General features: G+C 56.9%; 20 protein-coding genes. 4 read left to right on the top strand and 16 right to left on the bottom strand.

Translation table 11 applies throughout. The features are described from left to right. The 4 genes from HMPREF3096_RS08055 to HMPREF3096_RS08040 all read right to left on the bottom strand — a co-directional run. Nucleotides 1-475: carbohydrate porin (locus HMPREF3096_RS08055; RefSeq protein ID WP_176747744.1), on the bottom strand; the 475-nt coding region annotated here is incomplete at its 3' end. A gap of 60 nt (nucleotides 476-535) precedes the next feature. Next, nucleotides 536-847 (bottom strand): PTS lactose/cellobiose transporter subunit IIA, encoded by a 312-nt coding sequence (locus HMPREF3096_RS08050; protein ID WP_032730861.1) that lies wholly within the window; start codon nucleotides 845-847, stop codon nucleotides 536-538. Next, nucleotides 834-2180, bottom strand: coding sequence for a PTS sugar transporter subunit IIC (locus tag HMPREF3096_RS08045; protein WP_032730862.1), 1347 nt, complete (start codon nucleotides 2178-2180; stop codon nucleotides 834-836). The genes HMPREF3096_RS08050 and HMPREF3096_RS08045 overlap by 14 nt, the downstream gene beginning before the upstream one ends. A gap of 108 nt (nucleotides 2181-2288) precedes the next feature. After that, nucleotides 2289-2603 (bottom strand): PTS sugar transporter subunit IIB, encoded by a 315-nt coding sequence (locus tag HMPREF3096_RS08040; RefSeq protein ID WP_022066023.1) that lies wholly within the window; start codon nucleotides 2601-2603, stop codon nucleotides 2289-2291. Nucleotides 2604-2798: 195 nt separating this feature from the next. Here HMPREF3096_RS08040 and HMPREF3096_RS08035 point away from each other — a divergent pair, with 195 nt between their 5' ends. Further along, nucleotides 2799-3536, top strand: a complete 738-nt coding sequence (locus HMPREF3096_RS08035) for a GntR family transcriptional regulator (RefSeq protein ID WP_012540966.1) — start codon at nucleotides 2799-2801, stop codon at nucleotides 3534-3536. A gap of 7 nt (nucleotides 3537-3543) precedes the next feature. On the opposite strand, the gene HMPREF3096_RS08030 is transcribed toward HMPREF3096_RS08035, so the two are convergent. Together HMPREF3096_RS08030 and fabB are read right to left on the bottom strand one after the other, a co-directional pair. Further along, a complete protein-coding gene (locus tag HMPREF3096_RS08030) occupies nucleotides 3544-4719 on the bottom strand; it encodes an MFS transporter (RefSeq protein ID WP_032730863.1) in 1176 nt (391 codons plus the stop codon). Nucleotides 4720-4928: 209 nt separating this feature from the next. Next, nucleotides 4929-6149 carry a beta-ketoacyl-ACP synthase I gene (gene fabB, locus HMPREF3096_RS08025; protein ID WP_008803915.1) on the bottom strand — a complete coding sequence of 407 codons (1221 nt, stop codon included), beginning with the start codon at nucleotides 6147-6149 and terminating at the stop codon, nucleotides 4929-4931. A gap of 158 nt (nucleotides 6150-6307) precedes the next feature. Here fabB and mnmC point away from each other — a divergent pair, with 158 nt between their 5' ends. Beyond that, nucleotides 6308-8296 carry a bifunctional tRNA (5-methylaminomethyl-2-thiouridine)(34)-methyltransferase MnmC2/FAD-dependent 5-carboxymethylaminomethyl-2-thiouridine(34) oxidoreductase MnmC1 gene (mnmC, locus tag HMPREF3096_RS08020; protein ID WP_012967495.1) on the top strand — a complete coding sequence of 663 codons (1989 nt, stop codon included), beginning with the start codon at nucleotides 6308-6310 and terminating at the stop codon, nucleotides 8294-8296. 61 nt (nucleotides 8297-8357) lie between these two features. Here mnmC and HMPREF3096_RS08015 read toward each other — a convergent pair whose 3' ends face one another. Genes HMPREF3096_RS08015 through prmB form a run of 6 tightly spaced genes read right to left on the bottom strand, consistent with a single transcriptional unit; the run spans nucleotide 8358 to nucleotide 12914 of the window. Beyond that, entirely contained in the window at nucleotides 8358-8639 is a 282-nt protein-coding gene (locus HMPREF3096_RS08015; protein WP_008803913.1) for a YfcL family protein, read from the bottom strand. Nucleotides 8640-8670: 31 nt separating this feature from the next. Next, nucleotides 8671-9219: an elongation factor P hydroxylase gene (locus HMPREF3096_RS08010; protein ID WP_032730865.1), complete on the bottom strand. Its 549-nt coding sequence runs from the start codon at nucleotides 9217-9219 to the stop codon at nucleotides 8671-8673. Beyond that, the gene (locus HMPREF3096_RS08005; RefSeq protein ID WP_008803911.1) at nucleotides 9219-10028 is read right to left on the bottom strand and encodes a sulfite exporter TauE/SafE family protein; all 810 of its coding nucleotides are present in this window, start codon (nucleotides 10026-10028) and stop codon (nucleotides 9219-9221) included. The genes HMPREF3096_RS08010 and HMPREF3096_RS08005 overlap by 1 nt, the downstream gene beginning before the upstream one ends. Further along, nucleotides 10028-10852: a penicillin-insensitive murein endopeptidase gene (mepA, locus tag HMPREF3096_RS08000; protein WP_008803910.1), complete on the bottom strand. Its 825-nt coding sequence runs from the start codon at nucleotides 10850-10852 to the stop codon at nucleotides 10028-10030. The genes HMPREF3096_RS08005 and mepA overlap by 1 nt, the downstream gene beginning before the upstream one ends. A gap of 2 nt (nucleotides 10853-10854) precedes the next feature. Continuing rightward, nucleotides 10855-11940 (bottom strand): chorismate synthase, encoded by a 1086-nt coding sequence (gene aroC / locus HMPREF3096_RS07995; RefSeq protein ID WP_008803909.1) that lies wholly within the window; start codon nucleotides 11938-11940, stop codon nucleotides 10855-10857. 41 nt (nucleotides 11941-11981) lie between these two features. After that, nucleotides 11982-12914 (bottom strand): 50S ribosomal protein L3 N(5)-glutamine methyltransferase, encoded by a 933-nt coding sequence (prmB, locus tag HMPREF3096_RS07990; protein ID WP_002913346.1) that lies wholly within the window; start codon nucleotides 12912-12914, stop codon nucleotides 11982-11984. 167 nt (nucleotides 12915-13081) lie between these two features. Here prmB and smrB point away from each other — a divergent pair, with 167 nt between their 5' ends. Continuing rightward, complete coding sequence (gene smrB, locus HMPREF3096_RS07985; protein ID WP_023323062.1) at nucleotides 13082-13633, top strand: endonuclease SmrB; 552 nt, start codon at nucleotides 13082-13084, stop codon at nucleotides 13631-13633. 18 nt (nucleotides 13634-13651) lie between these two features. Here the strand turns inward: smrB and sixA are convergent, their stop codons facing one another. The 4 genes from sixA to HMPREF3096_RS07965 all read right to left on the bottom strand — a co-directional run bounded on the left by sixA (nucleotide 13652) and on the right by HMPREF3096_RS07965 (nucleotide 18243). Then, nucleotides 13652-14137: a phosphohistidine phosphatase SixA gene (gene sixA, locus HMPREF3096_RS07980; RefSeq protein ID WP_008803906.1), complete on the bottom strand. Its 486-nt coding sequence runs from the start codon at nucleotides 14135-14137 to the stop codon at nucleotides 13652-13654. Nucleotides 14138-14346: 209 nt separating this feature from the next. After that, nucleotides 14347-16491: a fatty acid oxidation complex subunit alpha FadJ gene (gene fadJ, locus HMPREF3096_RS07975; RefSeq protein WP_032730866.1), complete on the bottom strand. Its 2145-nt coding sequence runs from the start codon at nucleotides 16489-16491 to the stop codon at nucleotides 14347-14349. Next, complete coding sequence (gene fadI, locus HMPREF3096_RS07970) at nucleotides 16491-17801, bottom strand: acetyl-CoA C-acyltransferase FadI (RefSeq protein ID WP_032730867.1); 1311 nt, start codon at nucleotides 17799-17801, stop codon at nucleotides 16491-16493. The genes fadJ and fadI overlap by 1 nt, the downstream gene beginning before the upstream one ends. Nucleotides 17802-17958: 157 nt before the next feature. Next, entirely contained in the window at nucleotides 17959-18243 is a 285-nt protein-coding gene (locus HMPREF3096_RS07965) for a YfcZ/YiiS family protein (RefSeq protein ID WP_012967491.1), read from the bottom strand. A gap of 373 nt (nucleotides 18244-18616) precedes the next feature. Here HMPREF3096_RS07965 and fadL point away from each other — a divergent pair, with 373 nt between their 5' ends. Then, complete coding sequence (gene fadL, locus HMPREF3096_RS07960; RefSeq protein ID WP_012967490.1) at nucleotides 18617-19939, top strand: long-chain fatty acid transporter FadL; 1323 nt, start codon at nucleotides 18617-18619, stop codon at nucleotides 19937-19939. Nucleotides 19940-19963: the final 24 nt, after the last annotated feature.

Here is a 19963-nt window from a genome sequence, read left to right as displayed (position 1 = left end):
AGCAAAAGTTCGATTTATTCAACAAAGCCCCCTGGTAGCTAAAGCCAATATCATCTTTAACAAATTTACTGATGTCCTTCAGGGTGACGCTTTCCAGTTTCGGCTTCTGGCCTTCGGTATCAATAACCGCCACCTGCTGAGTGGCTTTCACCTGCACCGGGGCCGCTTTTTTACTCAGTTCATTATTTTCATTGGCTATATTTTCCGCCACCGGCGACGTTGCTGTTGGATAACCCGTCGTGACATGACGTTTTTCATTCTCCTTAATACTTTTTTGTAATTCGGCCACCTTACCTTTATAGGTCGATAATTGTGATTGCGTTTTTTGTAGCTCTTTTTTATTCGCCGAAAGTTCAGACTCCAGTAATTCCAGACGCTGTTCAATGGTTAATTTAGCCGCCATCACATCACTTGTCGAAATAGCCAGCAGTACCGATAAAGACAATAAGCTCACCTTCAATTGACTTGAATACATAGGGTACCTTTACATATTGTTATAATTGGCCTTCAGCCAGAACGGCTGAAGGCGGGTAAATCAGGCAGAGCGCTCCTGGCGCAGGGCAATAATTTCTTTGGCTAAATCCTGGCACAGCATCGCGGTCATTAAGTGATCCTGGGCGTGCACCAGAATAAGGTTAACGGTGATTTTTCCGCAGCCTTCGTCCTGACCTATCAACGCCGTTTGGATCTGATGCGCAGCCCGACAGGCCGCTTCCGAGCTGGCCATCAAATCCGCTGCCCGCCCCCATTCCCGCTGCCGGGAGGCGGCAATCGCCTCCATGGCGTCTGATCGCGCCTGACCAGCATAAATCAGCAACTCCATGACCGTACTTTCATCTGCAAACATCGCCATCCTCCTGGTCGGTCGCCGCCGCGGTATTGACCTTGTTAGCGGCAATCACAAACGGTAAGTAAATGAGTGTTGAAACCGCGAGGCACAGAATGCCGACAAATAGCGCCAGCCAGTTGCCGCCGGTGCCAAAGAAGGCGATAAGCGGCCCGGGCGTGGTCCAGGGTACGGCGTAAGCAATCGGCGGAATAAACTCCATGCTAATAAAGAAATAACCGATCAATGAATTCACAAACGGCACCAGAATAAACGGGATCACCAGGATAGGGTTAAGCACAATCGGCAGGCCAAACATCACCGGTTCATTGATGTTAAACAGGCCCGGCACGAAGGCCATTTTTGCCAGGTCACGATAATCTTTGCGCCGTGAGGCAATAAAGATGGCCAGTAACAGGCCCAGCGTCATACCCGACCCGCCGCAGTTGGCAAACGCATCGTTGATGCCAGTCCAGGTAATGGGGTACGGTGCCCCCCAGGTGCTGCCATGCGAGGCGGCATAGGAGAGGTTTTCGAGGTTGGCTTCCGAGAAGATGGTCTCGCGGATGGCGGCCACGGTGTTCGGACCATGGATCCCCAGCACCCACAGGAAATTCGCTACCAGCCCCAGCACCAGAACCGTCACGATGTTGGTCCCCATATCCTTCAGCGGCGCCTGAATAAGGGTATAGATCAGATCGTTAAGGCCGTTAGGCGAAATACGCGTCAACAAATAGTTGAGGATCGAAAAGAAGATCATCACGAAGAAGATCGGCAACAACACCTTAAAGGAACGCGCCACCGCCGGCGGCACCGCAGCCGGCATCGTGATGGTCACCCTTGGGTTGCGCGCCAGGCGGCAAAAGAGTTCGCTGGAAATCAGCGCGACGATAATCGCCACAAACAACCCCTGCGGGCCAAGATATTTGGTCGCCAGATAGGCCTGGCCATCAATGATGGTATAAGGCGTGTACACCACAAAAAAGGCGCCGATCGCCGTCAGGCCGCACAGGAGATCGTCCTGCTGATAGCTGATCGCCATATTGCGCGCCACCAGAAAGGTGATCAATATCGCCATAATATTGACCGAACCGTTCATTACCGGGGTGAAAATCTGCTGCGCCTCCGCGAGGTGGGGGAATATCGCCCCTAAATGCAGAATACTGGCGATAAATCCGTCAGGCGACAAAATAGCAAAGTTGATAAGAATAATCAGCGAACTGGCCATGACGATGGGAAACGAAAGAATAAACGCATCGCGAATCGCTGAAACGTGGATCTGAGAATTTAACTTAATCGCGACAGGCACGAGGATTTTTTCCATGCCGCGCTCAAAGGTATCCATGAAACTCATGACGAACCCTTATTCATAATAATTTATTAACGTCATCGTGTTTTTTAGCCGCAGCAGCCCAGGGCAGCAACGAAAGTACCCACACGATAACGGGGATAAATGAGAAAACTATTGGTTTGCCAATAATGCCAGCGCACTTTCCAGAACAGCTTTACCGTCCATTTGCCCATAATATTTCATATCAATCACCGCCACGGGTATTTTTCCCTGAGCCACCTCTTCTATTTCCTTTTTTTGAAAGCGGACCTGTGGTCCCAAAAGGACGACATCTACTTCATTGTTCTTAATTTTTTCTTTAGCTTCAGAAATGGCCAGCGCATTGATATTAACCTGAGCCTTAATATTTTCAGCCTGCTCCAGCATGCGTTTCACCAGCATACTGGTCGACATTCCCGCCGCACACACTAATAATATATTTTGCATTACCCCTTCCTGTTTTATTTATGACCTCAATTGACGAGCACTTTAATAATTGTTAATTTTCTTAACCGCGGTTTTGATCACAGTTAGCCATACCAAAGTGGTGCAGAAGCAAAGCAAAAAATGAACGTCTTGCCCTGTATTTAACAACATACGTTAGCAAGCCCATGTTTCCAAAGGGATTGTGGAGGTTCAAAAGTGGTTTACAAAAATATCGTCAATTTGCTTAAAAACAAAATTAATAGCCCGTTCTACAACATTGGCGATCTTCTGCCGGCCGAAAAAGAGTTGGCAGAACTTTATGATGTTTCGCGCAATACGTTACGTAAGGCGCTGAAAACCCTGGAAGAAGATGGTTTAATCGAACGCCGACATGGCTCAGGGACATGGATTAGAAATAAGCATTTCCAGGCGTCGGTGACACACTTAGACAGTTTTACCGAAATTGCCCGTAATCAGGGGAAAACGCCCTCCAGCCAGATCCTCAAATTCGAGTTACAGCCAGCGTCGGAGGAAATTGCCCGTGGACTGCAATTGCAGCATGGCGAAGCGGTATATTATGCTAAGAGATTACGTTTTATCGATAATATTGCCATGCAATTAGAAGAAACCTGGCTCTCCGCGACCCGTTTTCCCGATCTGACCATCGCGCATATGAAGAAATCGAAGTTTTCATATATAGAAAACGAATGTGGGGTAAGAATAAATGGATGTTACGAATCAATAGTGCCGGTGCTCCCAACGCCTGAGCTGGCAACCCTCCTGCATATCAGCGCTAAAGATCCGATTATCCGCATGCAGACGCAGGCGATTGATGAACACCACCAGCCTATCGATTATTCCATTCTGTATACCAATATGTTTGAATTCCAGGTGAAGTATTATCTGCCGCGACAGACGGCGTCCGGTCTGCCCGCAAGCAAGACCGGACAATAACTTAACCCTAGCGGCGAAAAGAGACGAGGGTGACGAGGATCCCCAGCGCCGCGCAGAGGGCGCCGGCAAGGAACACCGACGAGTAGCCCAGCGAGGTCGCCAGCAGGCCGGTCAGCGGCCCGGTCAGGCCATAGGAGATGTCCTGAAAGGCCGCATAGCCGCCGAGCGCGGTGCCGCGCACCTGCGCCGGGACGCGCTTCACCACCTCCACGCCGAGCGACGGGAAAATCAGTGAGCAACCGCATCCGGTTAGCGCCGCACCGGCCAGCGCCAGCCAGGCATTCGGCGCCAGCCCCAGCAGGGTCAGACCAACCGCCTCTATCATCAGCGAAACCATCGCCACCCTGACGCCGCCAAACCGGTCCGGCATCCAGCCAAACAGAATACGCATCACGACGAAGGCGCCGCCAAACGCCGTCAGGGTAAAGCCGGCCATCGGCCAGCTATGGCTGGCGAAATAGAGGGAAACGAAGGTGCCGATCACCGCAAAACCAACGCCCTGCAGGCCCAGGCCAATGCCTGGCCGCCAGATCATGCCGATGACGCTCCATAATGAAGGCCGCTCGCCACCGTGAGCCGCCACTTTGCGCACGGTACCGTTAATAAGCCAGGCAACGAGCGGTAATCCCATGGTGACGCAGGCCAGCACCGCCACGCCGAAATGGCTATAGATCAATAATCCCAGCGGGGCGCCCACCGCCAGCGAACCGTACATCGCCATGCCATTCCATGACATCACTTTGCCGGAGCGGGCCGGCCCCACCAGCCCCATCCCCCAGCTCAGGTTACCGGTCAGCAGCTGGCTTTCGCCAAACCCGAGGATCAGGCGGCCCAGCAGCAGCAGGCCAAGCCTGGCGAGCACCGGCAACGGCAACAGCGCAGCGGCCAGCCATGCCGCGCCCGCCAGGGCGCAGGCCAGCATCCCTTGCAGGACGGAGCGTTTAGCGCCGTACTGGTCTGCCAGGCGCCCGGCGTAGCCGCGGGTCAGAACGGTGGCGAGGAACTGGATCCCTACCGCCACGCCAACCACGGTGTTGCCAAATCCCAGCTCCTGATGGACAAAGAGCGGGATCACCGGCAGCGGCAAACCAACAGTCATATAGGTCAAAAAGACGGCAAACGTAATACGGAAAAGCGAAAAATTCGCCGAAGAATGGGATGTTGTTTCAGTAACTGCGGACATGCATTACTCCAGATTCGCAGAGTAAGGCGAGCAAAGCGACACGCCCCCTCCACCTGATTATCAGGGTTAAGGCGCGTTGGTTGACGTTAAACGCTTACGCATTAGTGGAGAGACTAATGGATCCGCCAGCAGTGTGCCTGCTGGCCCTTACCCTGTCAAGATAACGAAAAAGGGGAGCCGGTGGCTCCCCTCTGCACTTCGCATGCTGATTAGGCGTTGTATTTACGCATCACCAGCGTGGCGTTGGTGCCGCCGAAGCCGAAGCTGTTGGACATCACGGTGGTCAGCTTAGCGTCAGTCGGTTTGGTGACGATGTTCAGGCCGGCAGCCTGCTCGTCCAGCTCTTCGACGTTAATGCTCGGCGCGATAAAGCCGTGCTCCAGCATCAGCAGGGAGTAGATGGCTTCCTGTACGCCCGCCGCGCCCAGCGAGTGGCCGGTCATCGCTTTGGTTGCCGAGATAGCCGGGCTGTTGTCGCCGAACACTTCGCGGATGGCGCCCAGCTCTTTCACGTCGCCGACCGGAGTAGACGTACCGTGGGAGTTCAGGTAATCGATCGGCGTATCAACACCGTGCATCGCCATCTGCATGCAGCGCACTGCGCCTTCACCAGACGGGGCGACCATGTCCGCGCCATCGGAGGTTGCGCCGTAGCCGACGATTTCGGCATAGATGTGCGCGCCACGCGCCAGGGCGTGTTCCAGTTCTTCCACCACGACCATACCGCCGCCGCCGGCGATAACGAAGCCATCACGGTTCGCATCATAAGTACGGGACGCTTTTTCCGGGGTGTCGTTGTATTTGGTGGACAGTGCGCCCATGGCGTCGAACTCGCAGGCCATTTCCCAGCACAGCTCTTCGCCGCCGCCGGCAAAGACGATGTCCTGTTTGCCCAGCTGGATCTGCTCTACCGCGTTACCAATACAATGAGCGGAAGTGGCGCAGGCCGAGCTGATGGAGTAGTTAACGCCGTGGATTTTGAACGGCGTAGCGAGGCAGGCGGAAACGCCGGAAGCCATCGCTTTCGTGACTACATACGGGCCCACGGCTTTCAGACCACGCGGGCTACGCATGGCATCAGCGCCGAAGACCTGGAATTTCGGGGAGCCGCCGCCGGAGCCTGCGATCAGGCCAACACGCGGGTTGCTCTGGTATGCTTCCGGCGCCAGACCTGCGTCGGCAACGGCCTGTTCCATGGACAGGTAAGCATAGATAGAAGCGTCGCTCATAAAGCGCACTACTTTGCGGTCAATGAGGCCAGTGGTATCCAGTTTGACGTTGCCCCATACGTGGCTGCGCATCCCTGAATCTTTAAGCTCCTGAGAGAAAGTGATCCCTGAACGTCCTTCACGCAGAGATGCCAGGACTTCCTGCTGGTTATTACCGATGCTGGAAACGATGCCCAAGCCAGTAATCACTGCACGTTTCATTAAATACCTCTGTAAGTCGCACTATTTTAAGTTTCGTGTCGCACAATAGCGTACACTTGTACGCCGAACAAGTCCGATCAGACATTTTGTGTATAAATTTGCGCCCTCAGGCACACATCGTTAAGATCGTGCTACGCCTTGTGATTCGAGTAACTTACGTGAAACAAAACGCCATACAACCCGCCAACCTGGAATTCAACGCTGAGGGTACACCTGTTTCCCGAGATTTCGACGATGTTTACTTTTCCAATGACAACGGTCTGGAAGAGACTCGCTACGTTTTTCTCGGTGGAAATCGCCTGCCGGAGCGTTTCGCCAGCCACCCTCGCCCGCTGATGATCGTCGCGGAGAGCGGCTTCGGTACCGGGCTCAATTTCCTCACCCTGTGGCAGGCGTTTGACGTTTTTGTTCGTGATAACCCGGACGTTACCCTGCAAAGGTTACATTTCATCAGTTTTGAAAAATATCCGCTGAAGGCTGAGGATCTCCGCCTGGCGCACCAGCGCTGGCCAGAGCTGGCTCCGTGGGCGCACCAGCTGCAGGCGCAATGGCCGTCGGCCTTCGGCGGATGCCATCGTCTGCTGCTCGACGGCGGGCGGGTGACGCTCGATTTGTGGTTTGGCGATATCAATGAGCTGACCAGGGAGCTGGATGATTCGCTGAACCAGCAGGTGGACGCCTGGTTTCTTGACGGCTTTGCCCCGGCCAAAAATCCCGACATGTGGACCCAGGATCTGTTCAATGCCATGGCACGTCTGGCGCGGCCCGGCGGGACACTGGCCACCTTTACCTCCGCAGGGTTTGTCCGCCGCGGCCTGCAGGAGGCCGGCTTTACCATGCGTAAAAGCAAAGGCTTCGGCCGCAAGCGGGAGATGCTGACCGGCGAGATGGCGCAAACGCTGAGCTTTCCTGCGCGCGTCCCCTGGTTCGCTCGCAGTAGCAGCGATGCCCGCGAGGTAGCCATCATCGGCGGCGGGATCGCCAGCGCCCTGCTCTCCCTCGCGCTGCTGCGCCGCGGCTGGCAGGTGACCCTCTACTGCGCCGACGACGCCCCGGCGCAGGGCGCCTCCGGCAATCGCCAGGGTGCGCTGTATCCGCTGTTAAGCCAGCACGATCCGGCGCTGGCGCGCTTTTTCCCGGCAGCCTTTACCTTCGCCCGCCGAATGTATGACGCGCTGCCGGTGATGTTCGATCATCAATGGTGCGGTGTCACCCAGCTCGGCTGGGATGAAAAAAGCGCGCACAAAATCGCCCAGATGCTGGCGCTGAATTTACCCCCGGACATCGCCTGCGCGGTGACGGCGGAACAGGTTGTCGGGTTGACCGGCGTCGATACCGGCTGCGGCGGCATCACTTATCCGGCCGGCGGCTGGCTGTGCCCGCAGCAGCTCACCGCCGAATTGCTGGCGCTGGCGGCAACTCGCGGACTGCACGTGCACTATGGTTATCACGTTGAAACGCTCAGCGCGGTGGGCGATGGCTGGCTGCTCAATCAGCAGCGCAATCATCAGGCGGTGGTGCTGGCGAACGGCCACAGCATCGCGGATTTTGCGCAAACCGCGCAGCTGCCGGTCTACCCTGTTGGCGGCCAGGTCAGTCATATACCTACCACCCCGCGGCTTTCCGCCCTGCGCCAGGTGCTGTGCTACGATGGCTACCTGACGCCGCATAATCCGCAAAATCAGCAGCACTGTATTGGCGCCAGCTACCATCGCGGGAAGACCGACACCACCTTCAGCGAGGAAGATCAGCAGCACAACCGGCAACGGCTGATCGACTGTTTCCCGAACGCGGAGTGGACGCTGGACGTGGATATCAGCGCCAATGCTGCCCGCTGCGGCGTGCGCTGCGCCACCCGCGATCACCTGCCAATGGTCGGCAACGTGCCAGACTATGAGGCAACATTGACGCAATACGCCAGCCTCCACGAACAGCAGGATCACGCCGGTCGCGCGCCGGTCTGTCACAACCTGTTTATGCTTGGGGCGCTCGGATCGCGCGGACTTTGCACCGCGCCGTTAAGCGCTGAGCTGCTGGCGGCGCAGATGAGCGGTGAACCGCTGCCGCTGGATAGCGATACTCTGGCGGCGCTGAATCCGAATCGGCTGTGGGTGAGAAAACTGCTGAAGGGAAAAGCGGTGAAATAAAACCATGAGGGCAGGCAATTTCCCGGGTACGGCTGACGCCTGACCCGGGCTACAATATGGCTCAGGCCTGATTTTTCGCCTGTTGATACAGGTTATGCCACATCCCCTGCACCAGAATTTGGTCCGGCGGCGACAGTTCGCCAGCGCTGATGGCCTTCTCCAGGCTCTGGCTGACCTTACTGTTTACCGCTTCAGCAGAATGCTCGCCCTCACCTTCCAGCTCAGCCACCGCCAGCGTCAGGTGGCCGCGCAGATAACCGCCGGCAAACAATTCATCATCACTGGCGTGGTCTACCATGTTGTCAATCAGCGCCAGAATGCGTGATTCAAACTCCGCGATCATCATCTTACCTCTTGTCATGTAATGTGTGGCCTTAGTGCAGGTCTTCCGGCCACGGAAAGTGTTCCGCCGTCAATGTCGGCGTTTGATAATAATGTTGCAATGCGCGAATAAAACGCGCCGGACGTTCGGGGATCCCTTGTTTAAGCAAAGTCATTACCCGAGCATGAACCCGGCGCTGGAAGGCGATGCGATCGGGCTCAACGTCTCCTTCCAGATTGTCACAGCTGACGTTAAACGGAAATCCCGCCGCCACGCAGAACAGCCACTCATAGGCCTGCGGTTTCACCTCGACGTCCTCAAACTGGCTTTGAGTCATCGCATCGCGGCCATCCGGGCAGTACCAGTAGCCAAAATCGACTCGTTCGCGGCGCGCTTTGCCGGCGACACACCAGTGAGAAATCTCGTGCAGGGCGCTGGCAAAAAACCCGTGCGCAAACACGATACGGTGATAGGGCGTGTCGTCATCGGCCGGAAGGTAGATCGGCTCATCGTCGCCTTTTACCAGGCGAGTATTAAATTCTTCGGCAAAGCAGCTGTCGAAAAGGTCAATCAGCTGCTGATAATGGTGTTGCTGTTGCATTAATGAATTCCCAACCACTGCAAAATCTCAGCCCCGTGGCTGTCATAGAGAAGCTTCGCGCTCATCACCGCCGAGACGATAACGATCATCGGCCGGATCAGCGACTGTCCTTTACTCAGCACCAGCCGGGAGCCGGCGCGAGCGCCAATAAACTGGCCGGCCATCATCACAAAGCCGGTGGCCCAGATGACCTTCCCGCCGATGATAAACAGCAGCAGACCGCCGACGTTTGAGGTCGCGTTCAGCAGCTTGGCATGGGCCGTCGACTTCGCCAGGTTAAATCCGGCCAGGGTGACAAAAGCCAGTGCATAAAACGAACCGGCGCCGGGGCCAAAAAAGCCGTCGTAGAATCCTACGCTGCCGCCAGCAACCAGCGCAAACGGCAGACCGTACAGCCGACGCTGCCGGTCCGCTTCGCCCAGTTTCGGCATCAGCAGAAAATAGAGACCGATGCCGATCACCAGCAACGGCAGGATCTGCTTAAGAATATCGGACTGGACGTGCTGGACCAGCAGCGCACCAGCGGTTGAGCCGATAAAGGTCATCAGAATATTCAGCTTCTGATCGGCGAGGCTGACCACCTTACGGCGGACAAAATAGAGGGTCGCCGATAGCGACCCGCCGCAGGCCTGCAGCTTATTGGTCGCCAGCGCCTGCGCTGGCGGCATGCCGGCCGCCATCAGTGCAGGGACAGTCAATAAGCCCCCGCCTCCGGCCAGTGAGTCAATAAAACCGGCCAGGATGGCGACAAAGAAGAGTACCACCAGCACCAACGGCGATACGGCAAACAACTCGATAAAACTATCCATTACAGCACATGCTCATCCAGTAGCGCCTGACAGGAAGGCGGCAACGGCGGCGGCGTCTTCTTCACAGGTGGGGTAGACCCGGGTTTAGGTGGTTCGAACCAGCTCTGCAGCTCCGCTCCGCAGCCATCGCCGGGCGGCGGTGGCGCCTGATCCTCGCACTCCAGACTTCCCGCCGGGCAACGCAGTCGGACGTGCATATGAGCGCGATGCTGGAACCAGGGACGGACTTTACGCAGCCACTGGCGGTCGCTGCCCGCGTCCAGGCACAGTTGCTGTTTAATCGCCGGGTTGACGAAAATACGGGTGACCTCGCTATCTTCCGCCGCCAGCTTGATCAACTGGCTGATTTGCGGGCTCCACAGCGACGGCACCACGTGCTTGCCGTCGCTGGCGACCAGATCCAGCGCCTGCGGCTTCAACAGCTGAGACGATGTCCAGCGCGTTTGCGGCAGCTGGAGGAAAATATCGACATCCAGGCCCGTCTGGTGACTGGCGTGACCGCCGTTAAAGCGCCCGCCTGCCGGCATCCCCATGTCGCCAATCAGCACGGTTCCCATTCCTTTATTGTGCACCTGATTACTCAGGCGCTGAATAAACTGAACCAGATCCGGATGACCGAAGTAGCGACGCTGATCGGTACGCATCACCTGATAGCCGGTGGCGCTCAGAGGGAGCGCCTCGGCGCCCACGATACAGCCATTGGAAAATGCGCCGATTGACTGGGCACTGCCGCCGATCGGCTGGGATATTTTCTGCCACGGCGTCGCGGCCAGGCTACCGGCGCTGGCCAGCAGCGCGAGCAGTGCGATAACGGTGTTTTTCATGGTTACCAGCGTGGAATTGTCGTCGTCACATCGCCATTCTGCGCGCGCTGACGCATAAAGTGATCCATCAGGACGATCGCCAGCATCGCCTCAGCAATCGGTACGGCGCGGATGCCGACGCACGGATCGTGACGCCCTTTGGTGATCATCTCCACTTCTTCGCCAAAGCGGTTAATCGTATGACCGGGAACGGTAATACTGGAGGTAGGCTTCAGCGCGATGTTGGCAACGATCTGCTGGCCGCTGCTGATGCCGCCAAGAATGCCGCCGGCGTGGTTGCTCTGGAATCCGTCTTTGGTGATTTCATCGCGATTTTCGCTGCCGCGCAGCTTCACCACTTCAAAGCCGTCGCCAATTTCCACCCCTTTCACGGCGTTGATGCTCATCAGCGCGTGGGCGATATCGGCATCCAGGCGATCGAAGACCGGCTCGCCGAGGCCCGGCGGTACGCCGTCAGCCACCACCGTCACTTTCGCGCCAATGGAGTCACCCTCTTTTTTCAGGCCGCGCATCAGTTCATCCAGAGCGTCGATTTTATCCGGGTCCGGGCAGAAGAACGGGTTTTGCTCGACCTGATCCCAGTCTTTGATGGCCAGCGGAATATCGCCCATCTGCGTCAGGCAGCCGCGAATGACGATGCCGAACTTCGCGGCAAGGTATTTTTTGGCAATCGCCCCGGCCGCTACGCGCATCGCGGTTTCGCGCGCAGAAGAACGACCGCCGCCGCGATAGTCGCGCAGACCATACTTTTGCTCGTAGGTGTAATCGGCGTGGCCCGGACGGAACAGATCTTTGATTGCGCCGTAATCCTGCGAACGCTGATCGGTGTTCTCAATCAGCAGGCCGATACTGGTCCCGGTAGTAACGCCTTCGAAGACGCCGGAAAGAATTTTGACCTGATCCGGCTCGCGACGCTGCGTGGTGTAACGCGAGGTGCCCGGGCGACGACGATCGAGGTCGTGCTGCAGGTCGGCTTCGGTCAGCGGGATGCCCGGCGGCACGCCGTCGACGATGCAGCCCAGCGCCAGGCCGTGCGATTCGCCGAAGGTAGTGACGCGAAAGAGTTGTCCAATTGTATTTCCTGCCATCACGGCTCCAATCTTTTTCGTTATGTTGGCGTGTTGTTTTTTTAGTCTTTATAAATACCGAAGTGCGCGCGGGCGTCAATCAGCTGCTGTTTGGTCAGCATGAAGACACCGTCGCCGCCGTTATCAAACTCAAGCCAGGTAAACGGCACGTCCGGATATTGCTCCATCAGATGTACCATGCTGTTACCGACTTCACAAATCAGAATCCCGTCATCGCTGAGATAATCCGGCGCGTTGCCGAGGATGCGGCGCGTCAGCTTCAGGCCGTCGCTACCGGAGGCCAGACCCAGCACCGGCTCATGCTCATACTCTTCCGGCAGATCGGCCATGTCCTCTTCATCGACATACGGCGGATTGGTGACGATCAGATCGTACTGCAGCTTCGGCAGATCGCGGAACAGGTCGGAGCGGATCGGCGTCACGTGATGGATCAGGCCATGGGACTCCACGTTGTGCTCGGCGACGGCCAGCGCGTCCGGGGAGATATCCACGGCGTCGACTTCGGCTTCCGGGAAAGCATAGGCGCAGGCGATGGCGATGCAGCCGCTGCCGGTGCACATATCAAGGATATGCTGCGGCTTATGGTTAATCAGCCCGGCAAACTGATTGTTGATCAGTTCGCCAATCGGGGAGCGCGGGACCAGCACCCGCTCATCGACGTAAAACTCATGCCCGCAGAACCACGCTTTGTTGGTCAGATAGGCGACGGGAATGCGCTCGTTCACGCGGCGGATCACCCGCTCAACGATGCGGTGTTTCTCGCTGGAGGTCAGACGCGCAGTCCGCATATCTTCCGGGATATCCAGCGGTAGGTAGAGCGACGGCAGCACCAGCTGTACTGCCTCGTCCCACGGGTTATCAGTCCCGTGACCGTACCAGATATTAGCAGCGCTGAAACGGCTTACCGCCCAGCGCAGCATGTCCTGAATGGTATGCAGCTCATTGACTGCCTCATCAACAAAAATTTTATCCACGACAACCTCCAGGGCACACTCTGCTATAAATTCGGCGGCTAGTGTGCCATGAAGACGGCGATAAATCAGCATTCTTGCGTGGGGTGACCGGGGAAAAAACAGGTTTTCCTTGCCCGAAGGGATATTGAGTCGGGTAAACTAGCGCAAAGTATTAATGAGAGTGGACAATGAAAAAGAAGACATCGCTAAGCGAGGAGGATCAGGCGCTGTTCCGTCAGTTAATGACCGGCACGCGGAAGATCAAGCAGGACACCATCGTTCACCGTCCGCAGCGCAAGAAAGTCACTGAGGTTGCTCCGAAGCGTTTGCTGCAGGAACAGGCCGATAACAGCCACTATTTCTCTGATGAGTTTCAGCCGCTACTGAATACTGAAGGCTCGACGAAATATGTCCGCGCCGACGTCAGCCATTTTGAGCTGAAAAAGCTGCGCCGTGGGGATTATTCGCCGGAACTGTTTCTCGATCTGCATGGGCTCACCCAGCAGCAGGCCAAACAGGAACTGGGCGCGCTGATTGCCGCCTGCCGCCGCGAACATGTGTTTTGCGCCTGTGTGATGCACGGGCACGGCAAACATATTCTCAAACAGCAAACCCCGCTGTGGCTGGCGCAACACCCGCATATTATGGCGTTTCACCAGGCACCAAAAGAGTACGGCGGTGACGCCGCACTGCTGATACTGATTGAGGTAGAGGAGTGGCAACCGCCGGAGCTGCCTTAACGGCGGGCTCCGGGGCCGTCAGATGGCGTTGGCCATCTTGAGATTGCAGGGGCTTTTCTGCCAGAGGTATTCACCCTTGCCGTCGGCGTCCAGCGTCACGCAGGCGATAGCCGAGGTGGTGAACATCGGAGGCGTTTCCCCCGGACACAGCTCTGAGACCAGGTACCCCACCAGCGGCAGGTGGGAGACGACCAGCGCCGTCGCCACGCCTTCATTCGCCAGCGCCTGCAGATAGGCGCTAACCAGGCCTACGTCGCCGCACGGCGTGAGTTCCGGCATCACGTCGACATGTTTCGGCAGGTTCATGCACTCCCCAACAATATCCAGCGTCTGTTCTGCACGCAGATAGGGACTGACAAGAACGCGCTCAATATCCACTTTTTGACCTTTCAGCCAGGTTGCCATCTGACGAGACTCATCACAACCGCATACGGTTAATGGACGAACTGAGTCGCTGGCTGCATCGAGGGCAGCGTCGCCGTGACGCATAATAAAAACTTGCATATTGCACCGCTTTTGTTAACCAGAAGCACCGTAGTTTGGCCTGCGAAGACAATACGCAGGTGACCCGGTGGCCGGGCATTGTGCCTGATCCATTCAACGAATGAAACGCTGTTTTTTACCTCAATGGCGTAAGTATAGTCAATCATTGTTTACAAAACAGCCAATCAACAGCGTCATCCGCAGCCGGATTTATCTTCTTTGACCACAACTTAGGTCAGCCGTTCATCCGCTGGCCAAAAGGTTGTCCCCTGTTCGGCCATGCGTAATAAAGTGTCACAGGGTGTAAAACGTGGGCCGTACTGGGCGGCCAGGCGCTGCAGGATCGCGGCAACTTCACCCGCGCCGATAGTATCCATATACCGGAACGGGCCGCCAAGAAATGGCGGAAACCCTATACCAAAGACGGCGCCGATATCGCCATCGCGCGCGCTACGGATAATCTGCTCATCAAAGCAGCGCGCCGCCTCGTTAAGCATCATCATCACACAGCGTTCCGCCACCTGCTGCGCGGAGAGCCGCGACTGGGGGCGGTCGATGCCGAGCAGCGGATAGACTGCCGGGTCGGGCCGTTTTTTGCTTTTACGCCCTTTTGTCTCATAAAGATAGAAACCACGATTATTTTTTCTACCTTTGCGATCGTCCTTCAAAATCGCGTCAATGATGTTTGCAGGTGAGCTAAAACGTTCTCCAAACGCGCTCTCCAGCACGGGGATAATTTTGGTGCCGGTATCGATGCCAACCTCATCCAGTAGCTGGATTGGCCCTACCGGGAAACCGAATTTAACCAGGGCCTTATCAATCTCTTCAACCGGTTCGCCCTCCACCAGCAGGCGCATCGCTTCATTGATATAGGGCGCGAGGATGCGGTTCACATAGAAGCCCGCTTTATCCGCCACCACAATCGGCGTTTTCCCCTGACGTTTAGCCAGTTGCACCACGGTGGCGATAGCCTGCGGATCGGTTCCCTTATGCGGGATCACTTCAACCAGCGGCATTTTTTCCACTGGACTGAAGAAATGCAGGCCGATCACCCGCCCGGGGCGACGGGCCTGGGCGGCAATATCGCCTATCGGTAACGATGAGGTGTTCGACGCAAAGATGGTCTGCGGCCCGCAATATTGCTCCACTTCGCTGACCATCCGCTGCTTCAGGGCCAGGTCCTCAAATACCGCCTCGATCACCACGTCGCGATGAGCAAAGCCCTGATAGTCGGTGGCGCCGGAGATCATCGCCATCTGGCGATCGCGCTCGCTGGGGCGCAGACGACGCTGGCGGACCTGTTTATTCAGCAGATCCCAGCTGTACTTTAAGGCATGGTTAATCCCGCGCGGCTGGATATCTTTAATGCGCACCGGCAGCCCGTCCTTACAGGCGGTCACATAGGCGATCCCCCCGCCCATCAGGCCGCCGCCCAGCACCGCAATGCTTGTCAGCGGTCCGGGCTCGGCTTCAGCGCCACGGTCTTTTTTCAGATCGGTACTGGCAAAGAAGATCGAACGCAGCGCTTGCGACTGCGGGGTCATCGCCAGTTCGCCAAACGCGCGAGCTTCTTCGGCGTAACCGCTGCTGCAGCCGTGGGCCAGGCCATTCTCGACAACCTGCAGAATTCGCTTCACCGCCGGATAGTTCCCCTGGGTCTTGCGCTGCGTTTGTTTGCCGACGAAATGGAATAACAGATGGCGGCCCAAAGGCCCCGCCAGCACGCGTTCGCGTACGGGCATATCCCGACTGGCCGGTCGCCCCTTCAGCGCCAGCTCCACCGCCGCCTGCAATAAAATCGCCTGCGGAACCACCTCGTCTACCAGACCGGCCTTCAGCGCCTGGCGCGCACGCAGCTGCCTGCCGGTAAGCATCATATCCAGCGCTGTACTGACGCCAATCAGCCGCGGTAAACGCTGCGTTCCCCCGGAGCCCGGCAGCAGGCCAAGCTGCACTTCCGGCAAACCGAGACGGGTTTTTTCGTCATCGCTACAGATCCGACCATGGCAGGCCAGCGCCAGTTCCAGACCGCCGCCAAGGCAGGCGCCGTGGATGGCGGCAATCACCGGGATCGACAAGCCATGGATCTCAGCCATAATCTGCTGTCCCTGGCGCGCCAGCGCTTCCGCTTCCTGCGCGCTGCGGCAGCGGGCAATCATGTTAATGTCTGCGCCGGCGATAAAGTTATCCGCTTTGGCGGAGATAAACACCACGCCGCGCACCGACTTATCATCACGAACCCGACGTATCAGCCCCCGCACCTGATTGCCGAACTCGGCTTTCAGGGTATTCATTTTCTCACCCGGGGCATCGATGGTGATCACCGCGATCTTGTCCGCACGGACCTCAAGCTTAAAAGCGGAAACAGCATCCATTATTCAGCCTCCACGATCATCGCCGCACCCAGACCACCTGCCGCGCAGGCCGTCACCAGACCAAATCCCCCGCCCCGTCGCCGCAACTCATGCAGCGTCTGGGTGATCATCCGCGCGCCGGTGGCAGCAAAAGGATGGCCATAAGCAATAGATCCGCCGAGGACGTTAAACTTGCTCTCATCCACCTCACCGGTGGCCTGCGAGCGTCCCAGCACTTCACGGGCAAAGCGCTCGCTTGCCAGACACTGGAGATTGGCCAGCGTCTGCGCGGCAAAAGCTTCGTGCATATCAATAAGCGTCAGATCCGCCAGCGTCAGACCTGCCCGCTCCAGCGCCAGCGGCGTGGACCATGCGGGACCCAGCAGCATATCCTGCCAGACGTCGATGGCGGTAAAGGCATAGCTGCGCAGGTAACCCAGCGGCGTCAGACCCAGCTCATTGGCCCTGGACTCGGTCATCAGGATCACCGCCGCCGCGCCGTCCGTCAGCGGCGTGCTGTTGGCTGCGGTGACGGTGCCATGTTTGCGGTCAAAGGCAGGGCGTAACTTTTGGTAATCTGCGAGGGTTGAATTTTTACGAATATTGTTGTCCTGCTCCAGCGGCTCGCGGAAAGGGGGCGCGTAGGCCGTCATCACCTCAGCTGACAACTTTCCCTCTTCCCAGGCTTTGGCCGCCAGCTGGTGCGAACGATGCGCCAGCGCATCCTGTTGTTCCCGGGTGATGCCCCAACTTTTCGCCATCTGTTCCGCGGTATCGCCCATCCGCAAACCGGTTGAATATTCCGCCACCGCCGGGGGGACCGGCAGCAGGTCGCGCGGCCGCAGACGGGAAAACAGCTTCAGCTTTTGGCTCAGCGTGCGGGCTTTATTGGCATCCACCAGCGTGCGGGCCAGTGTTTTACTGACCCCAATGGGCAATACAGAAGAGGAGTCGGCGCCGCCGGCAATACCGGCGCGGATGGTGCCGGCCATCAGGCTTTCAGCAACATTCGCCACGGCCTGGAAGCTGGTGGCGCAGGCGCGACTGACGCTATAGGCATCGGTGTGCACGCTCATTCCGGTGCCGAGCACGATTTCCCGGGCGATATTCGGCGCCTCCGGCATCTGCACCACCTGGCCAAAAACCAGTTGCTCAATGACGTCCGCGGGAATGTCACTCCGGGCGAGCATTTCGCCAACCACCATTTTCCCTAAATCAACGGCCGGAACGCCATGAAAAACCGTCGCCTGGCGCGCAAATGGCGTGCGTAAACCCCTGACAATGGCAATGCGATCGCCCTGACGGGTGATAAGCGGTAATGCCTGACTCATAACGCTCCCCTGTTAAGCAAAACAACCAAGTGGTCTGACCTGATAACAGTCTTAACTAATTTTTTACATTAAGCCAATCGGGGAAGCGAAAAATTGCGAGCCAAAACACATTGAACAGAAAGGTAACGCCCCTTCTACGGGGCGTTAAACGGAGGGATTAACGTAATCCTAACTGGAAGATCAGCGATTCGGCTTCGCAGCTAAAAATAAAATCGATATCCAGCTGTACGCCGCCGTCAACATCGGTGAAGGTCGGGTTGATTTTGCACGGTTCAGATTGCACATTACGCGCTTTCTCGCTCAGCGCAGCGAGCGTTTGCTCCGCTTCAGCGCGGTTGGCGAACACGCGGCTGTATGAGGCGGTGCAGTCGGTGTTGTCCACAATGGTGCCTACATCCATACAGCAGCATACCGGGGTTTCATCAGCGCTACATTTACTCATCGTAGATTTCCTCTGTATAGGCACCTTCGGTGCCAGACAAATAATGTGCCTATTTTACGCCCTGCCCCCGGTGAGCCTCCAGCCGAGAATCGCCATCACCGCGTTAAGTGACAGAAATCACACTTAAAAATGATCTAAAACAAAAATCAGCTTTTCTGCCTCTTACTCCCCCCGACAATTTTGCCAGCTGGATCGCGTTTCTGTTATCACAATTGAAAAACTTCATAAACAAACTTGCAACAACTCATCTGGTCAGACCTATACTCAGCGCACTGGTCTGATTTCTCTGTTGTACCACAGACCCTACACTTCCGCGCTTCTGTTACGGCATGTAACATAGTTTAAAAAAAAATAACTCAATGAGGTTATGGGCATGAGCCAGAAAACCCGCTTTACCCAATCTGCCCTTGCAGTGGCTGTAGCACTTGTTTCCACCCAGGCCTGGTCAGCAGGCTTCCAGCTCAACGAATTCTCTTCATCAGGGCTGGGTCGGGCCTATTCCGGTGAAGGGGCTATCGCAGACGATGCAGGCAATGCCAGTCGTAACCCGGCATTAATTATGATGTTTGACCGTCCAACCATGTCGGCGGGCGCCGTTTTTGTTGACCCGGGTGTCAATGTCTCCGGCACCTCTCCCACCGGCAAGAGCCTGAATGCGGACAATATCGCCCCGACGGCGTGGGTACCCAACTTCCACTTTGTCGCGCCGATTAACGATCAATTCGGTTGGGGGGCATCCATTACCTCTAACTACGGCCTGGCAACGGAATACAACGATGACTATGCGGCTGGCAGCATGGGCGGTAAAACCGACCTGACCACCGCGAACTTCAACCTGAGCGGCGCCTACCGTCTCGACAGCAACTGGAGCTTTGGCTTAGGTTTTGACGCGGTCTACGCCAAGGCGAAGATCGAGCGCTATGCGGGTGACCTGGGTCAGATTGTCGCTGGTTCTGGCGCACTGCCGCCGGCGCTGGCAGGCCAGGTGGCGAAGATCCCTGCCGACACGCAGATCGCCCATCTTAACGGCAACGCCTGGGGCTTTGGCTGGAATGCCGGTATCCTCTATGAGCTGGATAAGAACAACCGCTACGGTTTTACCTACCGTTCCGAGGTGAAGATCGACTTCGACGGTAACTACCGCAGCAGCCTGCCGGCGGCCTATAACCAAATCCTCGGCAACTTCGGTCTGCCAGCGGGCACTAACGGCCAGACCACCGGCGGTTCACTGACCCTTAACCTGCCGGAAATGTGGGAGCTGTCTGGCTATAACCGCGTGGCGCCGCAGTGGGCGGTCCACTATAGCCTGACCTACACCAGCTGGAGTCAGTTCCAGGAGCTGAAAGCCACCGGCAGCAACGGCCAGACGCTGTTCTATAAAGAGGAAGGCTTTAAAGACGCTTACCGTCTTGCTCTGGGGACCACGTATTATTATGACGATAACTGGACCTTCCGCACCGGTATCGCTTTCGATGACAGCCCGGTACCGGCCAACAACCGCTCCATCTCCATTCCTGACCAGGATCGCCTGTGGCTGAGCGCGGGTACCACTTACGCGTTCAACAAGGATGCGTCGGTTGACGTCGGTCTTTCCTATATGCACGGCCAGCACGTAGAAATTAAGGAAGGCCCGTATACCTTCCGTTCCGAAGGGACCGCCTGGCTGTACGGCGCTAACTTCAACTACCGCTTCTGATAAGCCGCACACAACAAAAAAGGG

It is taken from the genome of Klebsiella sp. HMSC25G12 (assembly GCF_001807705.1).
GTDB lineage: Bacteria > Pseudomonadota > Gammaproteobacteria > Enterobacterales > Enterobacteriaceae > Klebsiella > Klebsiella variicola.
Note: the sequence above shows the minus strand (reverse complement) of the source record. Positions and strands in the feature narration are given on the sequence as shown.

Coding starts and splice junctions, on each gene's coding strand:
- HMPREF3096_RS08015 (WP_008803913.1), bottom strand. CDS start 8,639: ATGATCGCGGAGTTTGAATCACGCATTCTGGCGCTGATTGACAACATG.
- fadL (WP_012967490.1), top strand. CDS start 18,617: ATGAGCCAGAAAACCCGCTTTACCCAATCTGCCCTTGCAGTGGCTGTA.
- fabB (WP_008803915.1), bottom strand. CDS start 6,149: ATGAAACGTGCAGTGATTACTGGCTTGGGCATCGTTTCCAGCATCGGT.
- HMPREF3096_RS08045 (WP_032730862.1), bottom strand. CDS start 2,180: ATGAGTTTCATGGATACCTTTGAGCGCGGCATGGAAAAAATCCTCGTG.
- sixA (WP_008803906.1), bottom strand. CDS start 14,137: ATGCAAGTTTTTATTATGCGTCACGGCGACGCTGCCCTCGATGCAGCC.
- smrB (WP_023323062.1), top strand. CDS start 13,082: ATGAAAAAGAAGACATCGCTAAGCGAGGAGGATCAGGCGCTGTTCCGT.
- HMPREF3096_RS08010 (WP_032730865.1), bottom strand. CDS start 9,219: ATGCAACAGCAACACCATTATCAGCAGCTGATTGACCTTTTCGACAGC.
- HMPREF3096_RS07965 (WP_012967491.1), bottom strand. CDS start 18,243: ATGAGTAAATGTAGCGCTGATGAAACCCCGGTATGCTGCTGTATGGAT.
- HMPREF3096_RS08050 (WP_032730861.1), bottom strand. CDS start 847: ATGTTTGCAGATGAAAGTACGGTCATGGAGTTGCTGATTTATGCTGGT.
- HMPREF3096_RS08005 (WP_008803911.1), bottom strand. CDS start 10,028: ATGGATAGTTTTATCGAGTTGTTTGCCGTATCGCCGTTGGTGCTGGTG.
- aroC (WP_008803909.1), bottom strand. CDS start 11,940: ATGGCAGGAAATACAATTGGACAACTCTTTCGCGTCACTACCTTCGGC.
- mepA (WP_008803910.1), bottom strand. CDS start 10,852: ATGAAAAACACCGTTATCGCACTGCTCGCGCTGCTGGCCAGCGCCGGT.
- HMPREF3096_RS08040 (WP_022066023.1), bottom strand. CDS start 2,603: ATGCAAAATATATTATTAGTGTGTGCGGCGGGAATGTCGACCAGTATG.
- fadJ (WP_032730866.1), bottom strand. CDS start 16,491: ATGGATGCTGTTTCCGCTTTTAAGCTTGAGGTCCGTGCGGACAAGATC.
- HMPREF3096_RS08030 (WP_032730863.1), bottom strand. CDS start 4,719: ATGTCCGCAGTTACTGAAACAACATCCCATTCTTCGGCGAATTTTTCG.
- fadI (WP_032730867.1), bottom strand. CDS start 17,801: ATGAGTCAGGCATTACCGCTTATCACCCGTCAGGGCGATCGCATTGCC.